This window comes from Kitasatospora sp. NPDC057965, assembly GCF_042887135.1.
Lineage (GTDB): Bacteria > Actinomycetota > Actinomycetes > Streptomycetales > Streptomycetaceae > Kitasatospora.
On the sequence record NZ_JBHVPZ010000003.1, the window covers coordinates 186,611 to 204,342 of the forward strand.

The following is a 17,732-nucleotide window of genomic DNA, read 5'->3' on the forward strand; positions in this document are numbered from 1 at the left end:
GGCTCCGAGGCCGCCGGGTGGCGTCACTCGCCCTTCTCGGCGGCCGCGGCGGTGAGCCCGGCCGACCACTTCTCCTCGACGTTGCCGAACTTCCAGTAGGCGATCGCCGCCGCCCAGGTGAGCACGAAGAGGCCGACGATGGCGTAGCCGACGAGGTCCAGGTTCAGCTCGCCGATCCAGGCGACCGGCCCGCTGGTGATGTCGAGCTTCTCGCCGAGCAGCCCGATCAGCTCGATCGAGCCGATGACCAGGGCGACCAGGACGGACAGGCCGGTGACGGTCAGGTTGTAGTAGATCTTGCGGACCGGCTTGGAGAACGCCCACTCGTAGGCGAAGTTCATGAACGAGCCGTCGATGGTGTCCAGCAGGCTCATGCCGGCGGCGAACAGGATCGGCAGCACCAGCAGCGCGTACCAGGGCAGCTGGAACGCCGCCGCGCCACCGGCCAGCACCAGCAGCGACACCTCGGTGGCGGTGTCGAAGCCCAGGCCGAACAGCAGGCCGACCGGGTACATGTGCCAGGGCTTGGTGACGGCCTTGGTCACCCGGCCGAGGATGCGGTTCATGAAGCCGCGCTTCTCCAGCTGCGCCTCCAGCTCGGCCTCGTCGAACTCGCCCTCGCGCATCCGGCGGAAGACCTTGAGGATGCCGTTGAACGCGCCCAGGTTGATCAGGCCGAGGGCGAGCAGGAAGGTGCCGGAGACGGTGACGCCGATCAGGCCGGTCGTCTCGTGCAGGGTGGAGTCGTCCGTCTCGATCTGCCCGGCGAGCGAGCGGATGCCGAAGGCCAGCAGCGCGCAGAGGCCGAAGACGATCGACGAGTGGCCGAGCGAGAACCAGAAGCCGACCGACAGCGGCCGCTTGCCCTGGCCCATCAGCTTGCGGGTGGTGTTGTCGATGGCGGCGATGTGGTCGGCGTCGAAGGCGTGCCGCATGCCGAGGGTGTACGCGGTGAGGCCCATGCCGGCGCCGAAGACCTGGCCGCCGACGTCGTAGTGCTCGGGCGCGACGAGCGCGAGCAGGGTGAACCAGCCGATCACGTGCAGGGCGAGGATGAAGCCGCCCATGCCTGCGAGGCGGATCCACTCCTCACGGGTGAGCCGATCGCGCCAGCGGGGGCCGGTCATCGGGGGTCCTTTCATGAGGCCGTCGGGGCTCCGGGGTCCTGTCCGGCCCTCGGAGCTGGGCCATCTTTCCTTCTTGTCGCAAATAGTTGCAAGTCATTCGCAATTACAACCTGGTCACCGGATAGCGGTCGAACGGGCCGGCGGCACCGCCGGCCCGGGAGCGGGACCGCCGCGCCGAGATCGTCATGCACCGTACAAGTGGCGGTAACCCGGAGTGCCCCGCGAGCGCCGTTCTACGCGCGGATACTCAGCTGCCCCGAACCCCAACCCCCTCTGGAGGGACGGCACATGATGAACCTTCGACCCGCCGCCGCGCTGGCCGCGTCCGCCCTGCTCGCCACCGGTCTGGCCACCCTCGGCGCCCCCGCCCCGGCCTCCGCCGCGACCACCGCGCCGCCCCACCGCGTCCTGTTCGACAACAGCAAGGGCGAGACCGCCGGCAACGCCGACTGGATCATCTCCACCGCCCAGCCCGACCCGCTCGCCCAGAACGCCAACCCCACCACCGAGAAGAGCTGGACCGGCGCGCTCTCCGCCTGGGGCGTCGCCCTGCAGAGGACCGGCCAGTACAGCCTCAAGACCCTGCCGGCCGGCTCCACCATCAGCTACGGCACCGGCGCCGCGCTCGACCTCGCCAACTTCGACACCTTCGTGCTGCCGGAGCCGAACATCCGGCTGTCCACGTCGGAAAAGTCGGCAATCGTTCGCTTCGTGCAGAACGGCGGCGGACTCTTCCTGATCTCCGACCACAACCAGAGCGACCGCAACAACGACGGCTGGGACTCCCCGGCGATCATCAACGACCTGCTGACGAACAACGGCGTGAACAACAACGACCCGTTCGGCTTCTCGGTGGACATCGCCAACATCTCCACCGACAACCCGCGCGCCGTCAACGACGCCGCCGACCCGGTGCTGCACGGCCCGTTCGGCACCGTCACCGGGTCGATCCTGCGCTCCGGCACCACCTTCACCCTCAAGCCGGCCGACAACCCCAAGGTCAAGGGCATCGTCTACCGCACCGGCTACTCCGGGAACACCGGCGCCTTCTTCCTCACCAGCGGCTACGGCACGGGCCGGGTCGCCGCCTGGGGCGACAGCTCCCCCGCCGACGACGGCACCGGCCAGCCGGGCAACAACCTGTTCAACGGCTGGAACGACCCGGCCGGCACCAACGCCGCGCTCGCCCTCAACGCCACCGCCTGGCTGAGCAAGGCCTGACGGCCCCTGCCGCCTCCCGGTCCCGCGCGCGCCCGGCCGTCCGCTCGCCGGGCGCGCGCCCGCTTCCTCCCCTACTGTCGGAATGATCCGCACCGGCCTGGCGTGAGCCACGGCGGTGCGCACCGACCGGGACCCGATGGAGCGGCCATGCCCTCGTACCCCTACCGCACCACCCGCGAGGACCTGCGCGTCCCCCTCCCCGACGGCACCGAACTGTTCGCCCGCCTCTGGCGCCCGGTGACCGACGAGCCCGTCCCCGTCGTACTGGAGTACTCCACCGGCCGCCTCACCGACTGGACCGCCACCGACGACGCCCGCCACCACCCCTGGATCGCCGGCCACGGCCACGCCGCCGTCCGGGTCGACGCGCGGGGCCACGGCAACTCCGGCGGCGTCGCCCCGGCCGCCGACGGTCCGGCCGCCGCGGACACCCTGGCCGCCGACGGCGCCGAGGTCGTCCGCCGGCTCGCCGCCCAACCCTGGTGCAGCGGCCGGGTCGGCCTGCTCGGCACCGGCGCCGCCGGGGACACCGCCCTGCGCCTGGCCGCGCTCGCTCCCGACGCCGTGCACGCCGCGGTCGTCGTCTGCCCCGACGGCCCGCATCGCCTCGGCGGCGCCGTCCTCGCCGCCGACGGCCACACCCGCGCCACCGACCGGCTCGCCGACGCGGCCCGCCCACCGGACCCGCAGTACGTCGGCGACGGCTGGCGGGCGATGTGGCTCGCCCGGCTCGACGCCCTCGAACCACCGCTCGCCGACTGGCTCGCCGCCCCGTCCCCCGACGTGCCGGCCGCCGCCGTCCCCACCCTGGCCGCCGCCGGCTGGTCCGACCCGTCCGCCGCCACCGTGCTCGCCCTCGCCGCCGCCGGCGGCGCCCCCGCGGTGCGCGCCGTCCTCGGCCCCTGGCCGCACGGTCTGCCCGACGAACTCCTCCCCGAGGCGCTGCGCTGGTACGACCACTGGCTGCGCGACATCGACGCCGGCGCCCTCGCCGCCCCCGCCCTGCGCAGCTGGCACGCCGGCCACTGGTCCGGCGTCGATCCCTGGCCCCCGCCCGGGCTCCGCGAGGTCCACTACGGCCTGGACGGCCCGCTGCGCGCCGCCGGCACCGCCTCCGAGGACCGCTGGGTGCACGTCCACTCGCCGCAGCACACCGGCCTCGACGCCGGCGCCTACGTCCCGCTCGGCCGCCCCGCCGACCAGCCGCCCGACCAGCGCGAGGAGGACGGCCGCTCGGTCTGCTTCGACTCCCGCCCGCTGCCCGAGCCACTGGACCTGCTCGGCACCCCGTCACTGACCCTGCACCTCCAACCGGCCGCCGGCCCCGCGCTGATCGCCGCCCGCCTGTGCGCCGTCGCCCCCGACGGCACCTCGACCCTGCTCACCCGCGGCATCCGCGCCCTCGCCGGCCGGGCCGACGATCCCGCCGAAGCCGTGGTGGAACTCGCCCCGACCGGCACCACCGTCCCGACCGGACACCGCCTGCGGCTCGCCCTCTCCTCCACCTACTGGCCGTGGACCTGGCCCGGCCCCGAACCGGCCGGCTTCGCCCTCGACCCCTCCCGCTCCACCCTCACCGTCCCCGTCGTCCACCGCCCCGCCCCGCACGCCGACGACCTCACCTTCCGCTCCCCCACCCTTCCCCTGCCGCCCCCGCTCCACCTCACCGAACCGCTCACCGCCCACCCCGAACGCGTCACCGTCCACGACATCGGCCGCCGCGAGTGGCGCACCGAGCTCTCCCCCGCCACCGACGGCACCCGCACCCACCCCGACGGCCTGGTCCGCGCCGAACAGACCGTCACCGCCTACCGCGTCCTCACCGCCACCCCGCTCAGCGCGCTGGCCCGCACCGACCGCACCGTGCGCCTGGAACGCCCCGCCCTCGGCTGGGACGTCACCGTCCACACCCGCGCCGAACTCCGCTGCGACCCCACCCACCTCCTCGCCCGCACCCAGGTGCGGGCGGAGGAGGCCGGCAACGTCGTCTTCACCAAGGAGTGGCACCACCGCATCCCTCGCTGAGCTGTGGATGTCCCCGCGAGCCCGACGGCGACCTCGGGCCCGTACCCGGCCCGGAGTACCCGAGTGAGCCCGAAGCGCGGCATCGTCCGACTGTCCGACCGCTCCAGCCGATGACGTGCGAGGATCTTCCGACGATCTGCCCGGAGGAGCCCCATGCACGAGCCCCTGCACATCCGCCGGATCCTCGGCGGTGGGCCGTTCGCCGAGGCCGGGAAGCCCAGTGCCCTCGTCCGTGACGACGCGCGCGGGCTGGTCGCCGTCGGCGGAAGCGTCGGCCACCTGCAGTGGGGCGGCCGCGCGCTCGGCTCCTGGTACGGCTACCGCGTCGGCGTCTTCGGGCTCGACGACCTCCGCTGCCGGCAGCTCGTCCACAGCCGGTGGCCCGTGCTCGACCTCGCCCTCCACCCCCGCCTCCCCCTGCTCGCCGTCGGCACCGGCGCGTACGACGGCGGCTACATGTACGAGGGCGAACTCCTGCTCGTCGACGTGGAGGACGGCACCACCACCTCCGTGCTCGAAGGCCACTGGGAAGTCCGCCGGGTGCGCTGGCGAGAGGACGGCCGCGCGCTGGAGCTGGTCGTGGCCCCGCCCGACGATGACGCGGACGACGCCCCCGAGACCCACGGCTTCGCCCCCGTCCTCGAACGCGACGACTGGCGCCGGGTCGCCCCCCGCAGCATCTCCTACCGGGACCTCACCGGCCCACGCGTCCGGGCGTCGCGCCGCCCCGAGGGCGCCGAGCAGGCCGCCCGCGAGGCGCTCGCCGCGCTCGCCGACGCGCACGGCGTGACGTGGTCGCCGCGGCGCCAGGTGTGGGCGGTGGAGGCGCTGGACGACGGGCGGGTGCTGGCCGCGCTGGAGGGGACGAAGCTGGAGAGCTGGTCGCCGTCCGGTGAGTCGCAGTGGTCGGTGCCCGACCCGGAGGGCGCACACGAACTGCACGTCTCCCCCGACCGGACGTCCGCCTGGGTCAATGTCACCCGCCCGGGCCGCTGGGCGCACGGCGTCGGATGGGAGGAGGTCCCCGGCCTCGTCGAACGGGTCTCGCTCGCCGACGGCAGCACGCTCGACACCGTCGACGTCGACTTCCCCGCCGCCCTCGCCGCCGGCCTCGACGGCCGGCTCGCCCTCCGCGACACCCGCCTCGACCGGCGGAACACCCCGATGACCCTGCTCGCCCCCGACGGCACGCGGTCCGCCGGGCCGGCGCTCGGCTGCTTCGACTCCGTCAACATGTACTTCGGGGTGCGGCGCAGCCCCGAACCACTGTTCCTCCAGGGCGGGAGGAAGACGTACTGGAAGGACCAGTGGGTCGTCGCCGTCGACCCCGCGAAGCGCGAGGGCGGCAGGCCGGAGATCCGCCGGCTGTTCCCGCTCGACTGGGACGGCAAACGCTCCCGTCGTCTCACCGGCGGCCCGGCCGTCCGCCTCGCGGGGAGCGACGGAACGGGCGGCGCCCTGGTCCACGCCGGCGAGATCCACGTCGACCGCGGGCCGAAGGCCGACCCCGCCTTCGTCGCCTGCCGCCGCTTCCCGGACGGCGCGCCGCGGTGGGTGTTCCCCGTGGAGCACCCGGTCACGGCGCTCGACTCCGACGGCGACACCGTGTTCGCCGCCCTCCTCTCGGGCGAGATCCTCGCCCTCGACGCGGCCGACGGCACTGTTCGCCGGCGCGCCCCGCTCTCGGTGGGCGGTGTCCCGACGGTGGCCCTCTCCCTCGCCGCGACCGCGCCCGGGCGGCTCGTGCTCGGGACGGTGGACGGGCGCGTCCTCCTCGGCGAACTTCCCCCTCCACGGTGAGCCGGCGGCCCGCCGCAACGGAGGGTGCCTGCGGTGGCCGGACGCCGCAGATCAGCGGGATCCGGCAACCCCTGGTTCCCCGGTCCTCCAAAGCCGACCATCCTGGCTTCGGGCAACCCAGGCACAGCGGAACGCGCTCACGGCAGGAACCGCCACGTCACACCGGCACCCATCCCGATCGGCCGCCAACCACGGCCGGCTACCTACCAGCACGTGCCACCCGCGTGCGCGGGGAGCAGGAAGTCGGCCTGTCCGACTTCCTACGCCGCGCAAGTGCCCACACAACACGCCTGCCACCCGGCTCGGGGGCCGGGCGGCAGGCGGGAGGGGTCAACCGACAGGTCAGCTCGTGGCGATCGAGGTGTCGTCGATCACGAAGCTGGTCTGCAGCGAGACGTCCTCGGTGCCGGTGAACTTGAGGGTCACCGCCTGGCCCGCGTAGGCCGACAGGTCGAAGGTCCGCAGCTGGTAGCCGGCGGCCGCGTCGACGTTCGAGTAGGTCTTCAGCGTGGTGCCGTTGACCTGGACGGCCAGCTTGTCGTACGCCGTCGTGCCGGACTCGGCCGTGTCGATGTGCAGGTAGAAGCTCAGCGTCGCCGAGCAGCCCGCCGGGATGCTCACCGTCTGGGACAGCGTGTCGGTGTGGGTCGAGCCGTAGCCGTTCAGCCACGCCTTCCAGGTACCGCCGTGCGGCGCCTGCGAGGACGAGTTGTCGACCACGCCACTGGAGGTCGTCCACGGCGCGGCGGTACCCGTCTCGAAGCCCGCGTTGCCGAGCAGCTGCGCCGGGGTGCAGGTGCCGCCGCCACCGCCGGTGACGGTCCAGGTGAAGCTCGCGCTGCCCGTCCTGGCGGCCGAGTCCTTCGCCGTCACGGTGACGTTGGAGGTGCCGGCCGCAGTTGGGGTGCCGCTGATCACGCCGGTGGAGGCGTTGATCGACAGGCCGGCCGGCAGCCCCGTGGCGGTGTAGGTGTACGGCGTCGAACCGCCGCTCGCCTGGATCTGGAGGTTCGCCGAACCGCCCACCGCCGTCGACTGGTTGCCCGGGTTGACGACCGAGACGGAGCCGCTGCCCGCGGGCTTCGTCAGCAGGCATCCGCTGACGTTGAGGTCGATGACGCGCCCGTTGCCCAGGCAGGTGGTGAACCAGTAGGTCTCCTGACCGTAGCTCTGCCCCTGGTAGGCCGCGGTGGTGCCGTCGGCCGCCACCTCGCAGGGGTTGTTGAGCGTGCACATCTGGCCGTCGTCGTTGCCGGTGTTGTTGATGCCGACGACCTTCTTCGTCGCGGCGTCGACGATCGGCGAACCCGAGGTGCCGTGCGTGGTGTTGCAGCCGGAGCTGTAGCGGAGGGAGTCGTGCCAGGTCCAGGCGTCCTCGCGGAGCGTGCCGACGAAGCCGTTGACGGAGCAGTTCCAGGTCTGCTTCCAGTACGAGGAGGGTATGAACATCGCCGAGCCGTCGACCGGGTGGGTGTCGCTGATGGTCAGCGCCGTCGCACCGAACTTGGAGGTGATCGACCCGAAGGTGTCGGTGAGCTGGTAGAGCGCGACGTCCGTGCCGGTCATCGTGGCGTAGAGGATCTTGTCGGCCGTCACGGTGCCGAGCGAGCCGCCCGTGGCGTTGAGCAGGGTGCCGCTGCGGCTGGCGGACTGGTTCTGGATGACCTGGCCGGCGGACGGCATGGTCGGCAGGCAGTGCCCGTTGGTGAGCATGAGGGCCCGGTCGGCGTCGACCGAGGAGGGGTAACGCACCAGCGAGGCCGAGCAGTTGCTCAGCGCGATGGTCGACGTCAGGTCACCGGCCTGCACCGCCTGTGCGGGCGCGACCGCCACGGAGGTCAGGACCCCCGCGATGACGACGCTCGCGGCGGACGCGGCGGCAAGTCTCTTGAACATGGCTCTCCTTGTGGGGGATGCGGGGCGTACGACCGGTTGCGGACGCCCGCGCCGCACGAAAGTGCCATGACCACATCAATTGGTCAACGGTGCGAGCAGAAGTCAGGTGGAGAAATCCGCCCGGAGGCGCCGGATCACCGATGCGGCTGCCGGAGCCGGGCGAGTTCCGAGCGGGTGCGCGAGCGCGGCAGAATCGGACACATGAACGACAGCTTCACGCACCTCGGGACCGTCACCGCGCCTTCCGGGGTGCTCGTATTCGGGATGGCCCTCTGGCTGGACCACTGGCCCGAGGTCGGGCCGCCGCTGTCCGAGCGGGCGCGGGAGGCGGTGGCGCGGGGAGACGGGAGCGGGCACCTCCTGGAGGGGCCGGCGGAGGCGGTGGCGGTTGCCGTCGACGGGACGCGGGCGCTGGCGGTGCGGGCGCGGACGGCACCGTCGCCGTTCGACGACGAGCCGGCGATCGCCGAGCTGGAGGTGGAGCTCGGGGTACCGTGGCCGGCGGGGCGGGAGGCGCCGGTGCCGGTCGGGGACCTACCGGTGGACCGGGGCGGGATGATGCTCGGGGACGCGGTCGGGCTGGACGCCTGGATCGGGCTTGAAGGGGAGCCGGCCGACGGGCTCGCCGACGTCAGCTACTGGGGGCGGGACCAGGAGGAGGCGTACCAGCGGTTCGGCGGGGTGCGGATCCCGCAGTACGAGGGGGACGAGCGGGGTCCGTACGGCTTCCTGGACCTGCCCGTCGAGAAGGCGACGGCGCTCGCCGCCGAGATCTCGGCGTACGGCGTCGGCGTGGTCTCCTCCGTCGACCCGCACACCGACTTCCACCGCTTCGAGTGCGCCGGCCGCACCCGCCCGCTGACCGTCGGCGAGATCGAGGTCGGCGGCTGCCCCGTGCTCGGCTTCGGGTGGTGCCAGGGCGACCACGCCGTCCGGCACCACGGTGAGCGGGACTGGGGGCGGGTGTACCCCGTCACCCTGGACCGTGGTGCGGACGGCGGGACGGTGCTGCGGTGGACCATTCCGGAGTGGGTCGAGGAGGAGTAACCGCCGAGGCGTCAGCGGAGGGCGAGGACGGGGCGGGCGGAGAGGTCTTCGGTGCAGTAGTCGCCGTCCTCGTCGAAGACCATGGCGGCGAGGTCCGGGTGCCGGTTGGCGGTGGCGAGCGGCAGCCAGGCGAGGACGGTGCCGTAGCCGCCGCAGACGGACTCGCCGCCGTCGCCGCCGTAGATGGCGCCGGTATCGCTGGTGATCTCCGAGCTGTAGGTGTCGTGGGCGATGCGCAGGCCGAAGGCGTTGGGGCCGGTGTGCGGGCCCGGCTCGGGGCCGTACGGGATGCGGTCGAGCGGGCACTCGTCACCCCAGCGGAACAGGGTGTGCGCTCCGGCCCCGCAGCCGTGCTCCCACTCGTCGGGGGTGGGCAGGCGCAGGCCCTCGTCGGCGAGGACGGCCGGCAGGTCGGCGGGCTCCTCCTCCAGCGGTTCGCCCTCGACGGCCATCAGCAGCGTCGGCACGGTGACGGTCCGGCGCGGGCTGAGGACCCGGGCGAGGTGGGCGTGCAGGTCCCCGTCACCGAAGCCCTGGCTGACGCTCTCCTCCCGGTAGCTGGCCAGGAGTTCGGCGGACGGCCGCCAACTCGCCGTGTCGAAGCCGACGGTGACCCGCCCACCCGGTATCAGCGCGAACATCCGCCCACCGCGCTCGACCAGCACCCGGTGCAGCGGCGCGCCCAGGTGCTCGACCTCCTCGACGCGGTCGAGCCGGCCGCCGACGCTGCCCGCGATCTGGGTGGCGAGACGACTGGCGGCGGTGCGGTCGAGACGGCGCCAGGCGGCGAAGGTCAGGGTGGCGAGCGGTTCAGGGGCCATGCCGGGAGTCTGGCACGCGGCACCGACACTTGCCCCGCAAGAGGCGCGCGACAGTCCGGGCCGTCGCCGAAGTCCGTCCCCCGGAGGCGATTTGGCCGATCCGCGAGCCTGGGCGGGGCGCCGTCCAACGGGCCCGGGGGCACCGCCGGACCGTCCGGCGGTGCCCCGTCCGTTGAACGCGGTGGCGCCTACTGCTGCGGGAAGGTCTCCTCGTCCACGTCGCTGGTCTTGGCGTTGCCGCCGACCTTGGCGGTCAGCGTGATCGTCCAGGAGACGTAGTTCCGGCCGCTGGTGTAGGACAGCGAGTCGTCGAACTTCGTGTAGCTGCAGCTCTGGGTGAACATCTTCAGCGAGGAGTCCCAGTCGACGCCCTCGGAGAAGTAGACGTCGTAGTCGCCGTCCTCGACGCCCTCGATCGCCGCTTCCTTGCCCTTGCCGACGTACAGCGAGTGGACCGTCTTGCCGCCCTTGTAGAGCGACACCACGGAGTCGACGGTGCCGGCGGTGTTGTCGACGTGGAACTCGCCGCCGCCCCGCAGTCGGCCCTTGGTGACGAAGGCGCCGTTGTCCAGCGAGCGGGTCTGCGGCTGCGGCGTCTGCGGGACGGTGAAGTTGGTGGTGTACCCGGCGGCCGCCATCTCGGCGAGCGAGGCCGGTATCGCCTTCAGCCCCTCGGAGAGGCCGACCTGGGCGTAGGCGGAGCCGGTGGTGCAGTAGGTCTTGGACTTGATCCCGGTCCGGATCTTGGTCAGGTCGGTGGCGAGCTGCGACAGCGCGTTCACCAGCTGGCGCTTGGTGGTGCCGACGGTGGCCGGGGTGTCGCTCAGGCCGAGTCCGCTGCTCGCGGAGTTGGCCGCGCTGGCCGCCTCCTGCAGGCCGATCATGAAGTTGTTCAGGTTGGCCGACGGGTTGATCTTGCCGAGCGCGACGCCGACCGGGTCGATGTAGCCGGCCAGGACGGGCCCGTACGGCGTCGGGGTCGGGGTCGGGGTGGGTGTCGCGGTGCGGGTCGGGGCCGGCAGGGCGGTGTTGAAGCCGTCGGACGGGCCGGACGATGCCGGTCCGCTGCCCGAACCACTGGCGGATCCGCCGCCCGAGCCGCCGCCCGAGCCACCGCTCGAACAGGCCGCCAGCAGCAGGGCGGTGCCCACCGCGACGCCGGCCTTGGTGAAGGACTTCATGCCGCTCCCCCGGTTGATCTTTCGGTACTGATCCATGCACACTCCGTGCTGTCTGCTGTCCCCGCGGACATGATTGCGATCCGACAAGACGCGGTCAACAGGGCGCATTTGCAGCGCACCGAAGCGTAGCGGGGGCGTACCACGGAGCGCACGGAGCGGTCTCCGACGTCAACTACGATCGGTCCGTGCTCAGCCTCACGGGTCTCCCCCTCCAGATCATCGCCGCCGTCATCGCGATCGGCGTGTTCGCCGCCACGATGTGGCTCTGGCCGAGATTCGGCGGCGGCGGCTGGAAGGCCTGGAGCGGCCGGCTCGGCGCGTTCCTCGCCACCCAGGTCGCGGTGCTCGTCGCCATGGGGCTGATCGCCAACGGCTACTTCGGCTTCTACAGCTCCTGGAGCGACCTGCTCGGCACCAACGGCAAGCCCGGCGAGGTGGTCGACCACCAGCCGAACGCGGCCGCCGCGCTGGCCGTCACGGGCGAGAAGAACATGTACTCGGCGCAGGGCTCGGCCCGCGACCGCTCCGGGCTGATCCAGGAGGTGTCGGTCCGGGGCAGGGCGAGCGGGCTGAACAGCGACGCCTTCGTCTACCTGCCGCCGCAGTACTTCCAGCCGGAGTACGCGCAGCGCAAGTTCCCGATGGCGCTGGTGCTGGCCGGGTACCCGGGCTCGGCGGAGAAGCTGATCACGCTGATGCAGTACCCGGCGTCCACGCTGACCGCGATCGAGCAGAACAAGCTGCCGCCGACCGTCCTGGTGCTGATGCGCCCGACGCTCTCCGGCAACCGCGACACCGAGTGCATGGACATCCCCGGCGGGCCCCAGGTGGAGACCTTCTTCACCAGCGACCTGCCGACGGCGCTGTCCGCCAACTACCGGATCGGCACCGACCCGGCCAACCGCGCGGTGATCGGCAACTCGACCGGCGGCTACTGCGCCCTCAAGTTCGCGCTGCGCAAGCCGGACGCCTACCGCTCCGCGATCTCGCTCTCCGGCTACTACACCGCGCCGATCGACGAGACCACCGGCGACCTGTTCGCGGGCAACGCCCAGCTGAAGCAGGAGAACGACCTGGTCTGGCGGCTGAAGAACAAGCCCGCCGAGCCGGTCTCGCTGCTGCTCGCCACCAGCTACGACGAGAACAACTACGAGGGCACCCAGGCCATGGTCAACTCCTTCAAGGCGCCGACCAAGCTCTCCACCATCACCCTCGACACCGGCGGCCACAACTTCCACACCTGGACCCGGGAGATCCCGCCCGCCCTGGAGTGGCTCGGCAAGCACCTGACGATGCCGCAGGCCGCGTAGCGCCGGGCGGCGGAACCGCGCCGGTCGGATCACAGGCGCCTCATACCCGCGTCTCACGGTTCTCTCACCCGGGCGCCCGAGCGTAGCGCCCATGACCACGACCAGCCTCACCCCGCCGGCCGGCGAGCCCTGGCCGGAGGCCGGGGACTACCCGCCCCCGGTGCTGCCGCCCGCCCCCACGCCGGAGGGGTCGGCGCCCGGGCGGCCCGCCGGGCCGCCGCTGTTCCCGGAGCTCCCGCCGCCGCCCACCGGCCCCAAGGGGCCGGCCTCCTGGGCCGAGCGGCTGCGCACCCTGCCGGGCCGGACCTGGCGCGGGCGGGCCGACGACCCGCGCTGGGCGCGGCCCGCGCTGCTGGCGCTGCTGGCGGCCACCGCCGTCCTCTACCTCTGGGGCCTGTCCGCCTCCGGCTGGGCCAACTCCTTCTACTCGGCCGCCGCCCAGGCGGGCAGCCAGAGCTGGAAGGCCCTCTTCTACGGCTCCTCGGACGCCGGGAACTTCATCACCGTCGACAAGCCGCCGCTCGCGCTCTGGCCGATGGCGCTCTCGGCCCGCGTCTTCGGACTCTCCTCCTGGTCGGTGCTGGCCCCGCAGGCGCTGATGGCGGTGGCCACGGTGGCCGTGCTGTACGCGGCGGTGCGCCGGCGCTTCTCGCCGCTCGCCGGGCTGCTGACCGGTGTGGCGTTCGCGCTGACGCCGGTGGCGGCGCTGATGTTCCGCTTCAACAACCCGGACGCGCTGCTGGTGCTGCTGCTCACGCTGGCCGCGTACGGGCTGCTGCGGGCCGTCGAGGCGGCCGGCACCCGGTGGCTGGTGTTCACCGGGGTGATGTTCGGACTCGCCTTCCTCACCAAGACCTTGCAGGCGTTCCTGGTCCTGCCCGCGTTCGCGCTGGTCTACCTGGTGGTGGCGCCGACCGGGCTGTGGCGCCGGGTGCGCCAGCTGCTGGCCGGCGGGCTGGCGATGGTGCTCGCGGGCGGCTGGTGGGTCGCGGTGGTCGAGCTGGTCCCGGCCTCGGCGCGGCCGTACATCGGCGGCTCGCAGGACAACAGCTTCCTCTCGCTCACCTTCGGCTACAACGGCTTCGGCCGGCTCAACGGCAACGAGACCGGCAGCGTCGGCGGCGGCCGCAACCGGATGGCGGGCGGGTTCGAGGCGGCGTTCGGCGCCGGGCCCGGAGGCGCGACGGCCGGGGGTCCGCCCGGCGGGATGCGCGGCGGGGGCGGCTGGGGCACGACCGGCATCACCCGGCTGTTCGACGGCGACATCGGCGGGCAGATCGCCTGGCTGCTCCCCGCCGCGCTGATCCTGCTGCTGTTCGGCCTGTGGGCCACCCGCCGCCACGCCCGGACGGACACCGCGCGCACCGCGTTCCTGGTGTGGGGCGGCTGGCTCCTCTGCACCGCGCTGACCTTCAGCTTCATGTCCGGGATCTTCCACCAGTACTACACGGTGGCGCTGGCCCCGGCGGTCGCGGCGCTGGTCGGCATCGGCGTCGACGGGCTGTGGCGGGCCCGGCACCGGCTGCCGTACGCGGCGGTGCTGGCCGGCACGCTCGCGGTGACGGCGGTGTGGGCGTACGTGCTGCTCGGGCGCAGCAAGGACTTCCTGCCGTGGCTGCGGCCGACGGTCCTGGCCGGCGGGCTGCTCGCGGCGGTGGCGCTGCTGGTCGCCGGACCGCTGGCCGCGCGGCTCGCGCGCCGGGCGGACGGGGCCGCGGACGGGGCGGCGGGCGGGTCCTCGCGGCTCGCCGGACGGCTGACCGCGGTGGCGGGCCTGCTGGGCGCGGCGGCGGCGCTGGGCGGTCCGGCGGCGTACGCGGTGGAGACGGTCAACACCCCGCACCAGGGCTCGATCGTGCTGGCCGGGCCCGCCGTGGAGGGCGGCTTCGGGCCGGGTGGCTTCGGCCGGCGCGGCGCGGGCGGTCCGGGGGGCACGGGCGGTCTCCCCGGCTTCCCCGGCTTCCCCGGCGCCCCGCAACAGCAGGGCGGCGGCCAGGACGGCGGCCAAGGCGGTGTCCCGGGCTCCCCGCAGCAGAACGGCGGCCAGGACGGCAACCGGGGCAACCGCACCCGCGGCGGCTTCCCGGGCGGCATGGCCGGCGGCATGGGCGGCATGGCCGGGCTACTGAACGGCGCCAAGGTGAGCGAGGAGGCTGCCGCCCTGCTGAAGGAGGGCGCCGACGGCTACCGCTGGGCCGCCGCCACCAGCGGCTCGCAGAACGCCGCCAGCTACCAACTCGCCTCCGGTGTCCCGGTGATGGCCCTCGGCGGCTTCAACAGCAGCGACCCCTCGCTGAGCCTGGAGGCCTTCCAGCAGTACGTGCGGGAGGGCAAGGTGCACTGGTTCATCGGCGGCGGCTCGCGCCGCGCGGTCGGCGACGAGAGCACCACCACGACCGGCGTGAACGGCATGCCCGGTGCCCCGGACGGCGAGTCGTCCGGGTCGCAGACCGCCCAGATCGAGGAGTGGGTGGCGAGCCACTACACCGCCCGCACCGTCGGCGGCTCGACCTTCTACGACCTGACCCGGTCCCCCACGTCCTGACCCTGACGGCGGGGCGCGGCACGGTGAACGACCGTACCGCGCCCCGCCGTTGTGCTGTGCTGAGGAATCACTTCGCGGTGTCGGTCGCGCAGCGCGTCCCGGCGGCCGGCACCGTGCCGTCGACGAGGAAGGCGTTCACGGCCGTGCGGATGCACTCGCTGCGCCAGTAGCCGGTGTGCCCCTCGCCCTCGCGGGTGAGCAGTACGGCGTTGCCGAGCTCGGCGGCGAGCTTCTCGGCGTTGGCGTACGGGGTGGCCGCGTCGCCGGTCGAGCCGACCACCACGATCGGCGTCGTGGCCTTCGAGGTGATCGCGTGCGCCTTCTCGGGCGAGCGGAACGGCCAGCTGCGGCAGTCGGGGTCGAACAGCGCGGATCCCGGCTCGCGCCGGCTGATCAGCGGGGCCTTGGACGCCATCTCGGCGTACGCGGCCTGCAGCGCGTCACCGGTCGGGACACCGGTCGCACCGTCGGCGCAGTAGACAGCGGTGTAGGCGTCGGCCGAGACGCTGTAGTGGCCGTCCTTGTCGCGGTCGTTGTAGTCGTCCGCGTACCCGAGCAGGCCGTCGCCCTTGCCGCCGACCATGGCCGCGCCGACGCTGTCGGCCAACGCGTCCCAGGCGCGCTCGTCGCCGTAGAGGCCGTTGATCACACCGGTCCAGGCCACGCTGGAGGTGAGGACGCGCCCGTCCTTGGTGGTGAGCGGCTTCTGCTTGAGCCCGTCGAGGAAGTCCGCGAGCTTCTCGGGCGCCTTGTCCGGATCCTTGCCGAGCGGGCACTGCTTCTGCTTGGCGCAGTGGGCGGCGAAGGCCCTCAGCGAGCGCTCGAAGCCCGCGTACTGCTCGATGTTGTTCTCGGTCAGCGGCTTGGCCGGGTCGACCGCACCGTCCAGGACCAGCCGGCCGACGCGGTCCGGGAACTCCTCGGCGTAGACGCTGCCGATGTAAGTGCCGTAGGACAACCCGAGGTAGCTGAGCTTCTGGTCGCCGAGCGCGGCCCGCAGCACGTCCATGTCGCGGACGGTGTCGCGGGTGCCGATGTGCTCCAGCAGCTTGCCGTACTTGGCCTGGCAGGCGTCCGCGAGCACCTTGCCGTGCTCGGGGCCGAGGTCGTCGGCGGTGAGCCAGCTGTCACGGGCCTTGTCGTCCAGGCACTTGACCGGCGAGCTGAGGCCGGTGCCGCGCGGGTCGAAGCCGACGATGTCGTAGTGGTCGCGCAGCGGGCCGTCGTACCCCTTCTGGCTCCGCTGGACCATGCTGACGCCGCTGCCGCCGGGCCCACCCGGGTTGACCAGCAGGGAGCCGGTCCGCTCGCCGGGCCTGGCGCTGCCGATCCGGGCGACGCCGACGTCGAGGCTCCCGCCGGACGGGTCGGCGTAGTCCAGCGGGACCTTGAGGGTGGCGCACTGCACCGCCGACTCGTCGATCTTCGCGGTCTTCGGGTCGTCCTTGCAGGCCGCCCAGGCGAGCTGCTGACCGTAGAAGGCCTGGAGGGCCGGGTCCGCCTGACCGGTGGGCTTGACGGTCGGCGTGGGCGTGGCGGTGGCGGTGGGGGTGGGCGTCGGGGTGGCGGTCGCCGGGTCCGTGGGCGACGGCGTGGTGGTCGCGGCGGCGGACGGCGTGCCGGAGGCCGCGTCGGTGGAGCCGCCCGAGCTGGTGCAGGCGGCCAGCAGGGCGGCCGCGGCGACGGCGGGCAGGGCGCGTCGCGAGAACCGGGTGATCATCGAATGCACCGCATACGAATACCACCTGACGATCACACGGTTGATGGTGCCCCACCCGCCGCACCCCGCCCGTCCCGCCCGCTTCGGGACAAAGAGCGACGAACCGTCCGAGGAAACGTTTCCTCGGCTACTCCTCAGCCCCCGTCAGCCGCCGCACTGCTGCAGCATCGCCTTCTTGTCGGCCTCCGTCACCGGCAGCTGGTACTTCAGCGACACCTGCGCGAAGCGCACCGCGTACGAGCAACGGATCTCCGGGTTGGCCGGCAGCCAGGCGGCCGGACCGGAGTCGCCCTTGGAGGCGTTCTGCGAGCCGTCGGCCGGGATGAGGTTGAGCGGGTCGTTGGCGATCTGCACCCGCTTCAGCTTCTCCCACTTGCTGGCGCCCATCTGCCAGTCGTAGGACAGCGGCATCACATGGTCGATCTGGATCTTCGAGGCCTGCTGCTTGTTCCAGTCGACCGTCTTGCCGGTGTACGGGTCGTAGATGGTCATCGAGGTGACCGTGCACTTCGAGCCGTCCTTGCGCTCGACCGCCGAACCGTCGCGGGCCAGCAGATCGTTGCGGGTGTCGCAGTTGTTGTGACCGCCCGGTATGCCGTCCACGTTGTCGGTCCAGGCCGGTCCGAACTCATTGCGGTCGTAGCCGTCCTTGGGGCCGGCGGCGGCGGTGGCGACCTTGGCTATCAGCTCGCGGCCCGCCTTCTGGTCCGCGGCCGAAGTCAGCGGCGCCAGACCGGGCTTGGTGCCGTCGGGGTTCTCCAGCGGACTGGTGCCCCGGCTCGCGGCACCCGCCGCCCCGGTGGACGCGCCGCCGCCGGACTTCTTGTCGTCCGAGCAGCTGCTCAGCACCGCGGCGGATATCAGGAGGACGACGGCGGCGGCGGACAGGGTGGAACGACGGGCGGGCACGGGGACTCCCCAGGTGGGCGGGCGGCTGACGGCGCACCAGCAGACCAGCCGCCCAGCGGGCGGTCAAGCCACCACAACAGGGAGCATTTCGATCATGGCGAAGCTCACACCGAACGCCCGAGCGCCCCGC

11 protein-coding genes and 2 pseudogenes are annotated in these 17,732 nt (G+C 73.0%); 6 read left to right on the forward strand and 7 right to left on the reverse strand.

What is annotated here, in order from left to right:
- Positions 1-23 precede the first annotated feature (23 nt).
- Positions 24-1,127: a HoxN/HupN/NixA family nickel/cobalt transporter gene (locus ACFVVU_RS04730; RefSeq protein ID WP_380690009.1), complete on the reverse strand. Its 1,104-nt coding sequence runs from the start codon at positions 1,125-1,127 to the stop codon at positions 24-26.
- Positions 1,128-1,415: 288 nt separating this feature from the next.
- Here ACFVVU_RS04730 and ACFVVU_RS04735 point away from each other — a divergent pair, with 288 nt between their 5' ends.
- From ACFVVU_RS04735 to ACFVVU_RS04745, 3 genes are all read left to right on the forward strand, one after another.
- Positions 1,416-2,348, forward strand: a complete 933-nt coding sequence (locus ACFVVU_RS04735) for a hydrolase (RefSeq protein WP_380714875.1) — start codon at positions 1,416-1,418, stop codon at positions 2,346-2,348.
- Between the two features lie 147 nt (positions 2,349-2,495).
- On the forward strand, positions 2,496-4,373 hold the full coding sequence (locus tag ACFVVU_RS04740; RefSeq protein WP_387788395.1) for a CocE/NonD family hydrolase: 1,878 nt from the start codon (positions 2,496-2,498) through the stop codon (positions 4,371-4,373).
- Positions 4,374-4,526: 153 nt separating this feature from the next.
- A complete protein-coding gene (locus ACFVVU_RS04745) occupies positions 4,527-6,173 on the forward strand; it encodes a hypothetical protein (RefSeq protein ID WP_387788396.1) in 1,647 nt (548 codons plus the stop codon).
- A gap of 342 nt (positions 6,174-6,515) precedes the next feature.
- On the opposite strand, the pseudogene ACFVVU_RS04750 reads toward ACFVVU_RS04745, so the two are convergent.
- Positions 6,516-7,244: pseudogene (locus ACFVVU_RS04750) on the reverse strand (putative Ig domain-containing protein); the annotation flags it as partial.
- Between the two features lie 204 nt (positions 7,245-7,448).
- Positions 7,449-8,069, reverse strand: a pseudogene (locus ACFVVU_RS04755) (serine protease); the annotation flags it as partial.
- Between the two features lie 201 nt (positions 8,070-8,270).
- Between ACFVVU_RS04755 and ACFVVU_RS04760 the strand changes: the two are divergent.
- Complete coding sequence (locus ACFVVU_RS04760; protein ID WP_387788397.1) at positions 8,271-9,116, forward strand: hypothetical protein; 846 nt, start codon at positions 8,271-8,273, stop codon at positions 9,114-9,116.
- 11 nt (positions 9,117-9,127) lie between these two features.
- On the opposite strand, the gene ACFVVU_RS04765 is transcribed toward ACFVVU_RS04760, so the two are convergent.
- Both ACFVVU_RS04765 and ACFVVU_RS04770 read right to left on the reverse strand, forming a co-directional pair.
- On the reverse strand, positions 9,128-9,937 hold the full coding sequence (locus tag ACFVVU_RS04765) for a hypothetical protein (RefSeq protein ID WP_380682921.1): 810 nt from the start codon (positions 9,935-9,937) through the stop codon (positions 9,128-9,130).
- Between the two features lie 188 nt (positions 9,938-10,125).
- A complete protein-coding gene (locus ACFVVU_RS04770) occupies positions 10,126-11,154 on the reverse strand; it encodes a hypothetical protein (protein ID WP_387788398.1) in 1,029 nt (342 codons plus the stop codon).
- Between the two features lie 149 nt (positions 11,155-11,303).
- Here ACFVVU_RS04770 and ACFVVU_RS04775 point away from each other — a divergent pair, with 149 nt between their 5' ends.
- Together ACFVVU_RS04775 and ACFVVU_RS04780 are read left to right on the forward strand one after the other, a co-directional pair.
- The gene (locus ACFVVU_RS04775; RefSeq protein WP_380682919.1) at positions 11,304-12,428 is read left to right on the forward strand and encodes an alpha/beta hydrolase; all 1,125 of its coding nucleotides are present in this window, start codon (positions 11,304-11,306) and stop codon (positions 12,426-12,428) included.
- Positions 12,429-12,519: 91 nt separating this feature from the next.
- The gene (locus tag ACFVVU_RS04780; RefSeq protein WP_387788399.1) at positions 12,520-14,973 is read left to right on the forward strand and encodes an ArnT family glycosyltransferase; all 2,454 of its coding nucleotides are present in this window, start codon (positions 12,520-12,522) and stop codon (positions 14,971-14,973) included.
- A gap of 67 nt (positions 14,974-15,040) precedes the next feature.
- Here the strand turns inward: ACFVVU_RS04780 and ACFVVU_RS04785 are convergent, their stop codons facing one another.
- Together ACFVVU_RS04785 and ACFVVU_RS04790 are read right to left on the reverse strand one after the other, a co-directional pair.
- Complete coding sequence (locus ACFVVU_RS04785) at positions 15,041-16,693, reverse strand: alpha/beta hydrolase (protein ID WP_387788400.1); 1,653 nt, start codon at positions 16,691-16,693, stop codon at positions 15,041-15,043.
- Between the two features lie 144 nt (positions 16,694-16,837).
- Positions 16,838-17,602: an HNH endonuclease family protein gene (locus ACFVVU_RS04790; RefSeq protein ID WP_387788401.1), complete on the reverse strand. Its 765-nt coding sequence runs from the start codon at positions 17,600-17,602 to the stop codon at positions 16,838-16,840.
- Positions 17,603-17,732 lie beyond the last annotated feature (130 nt).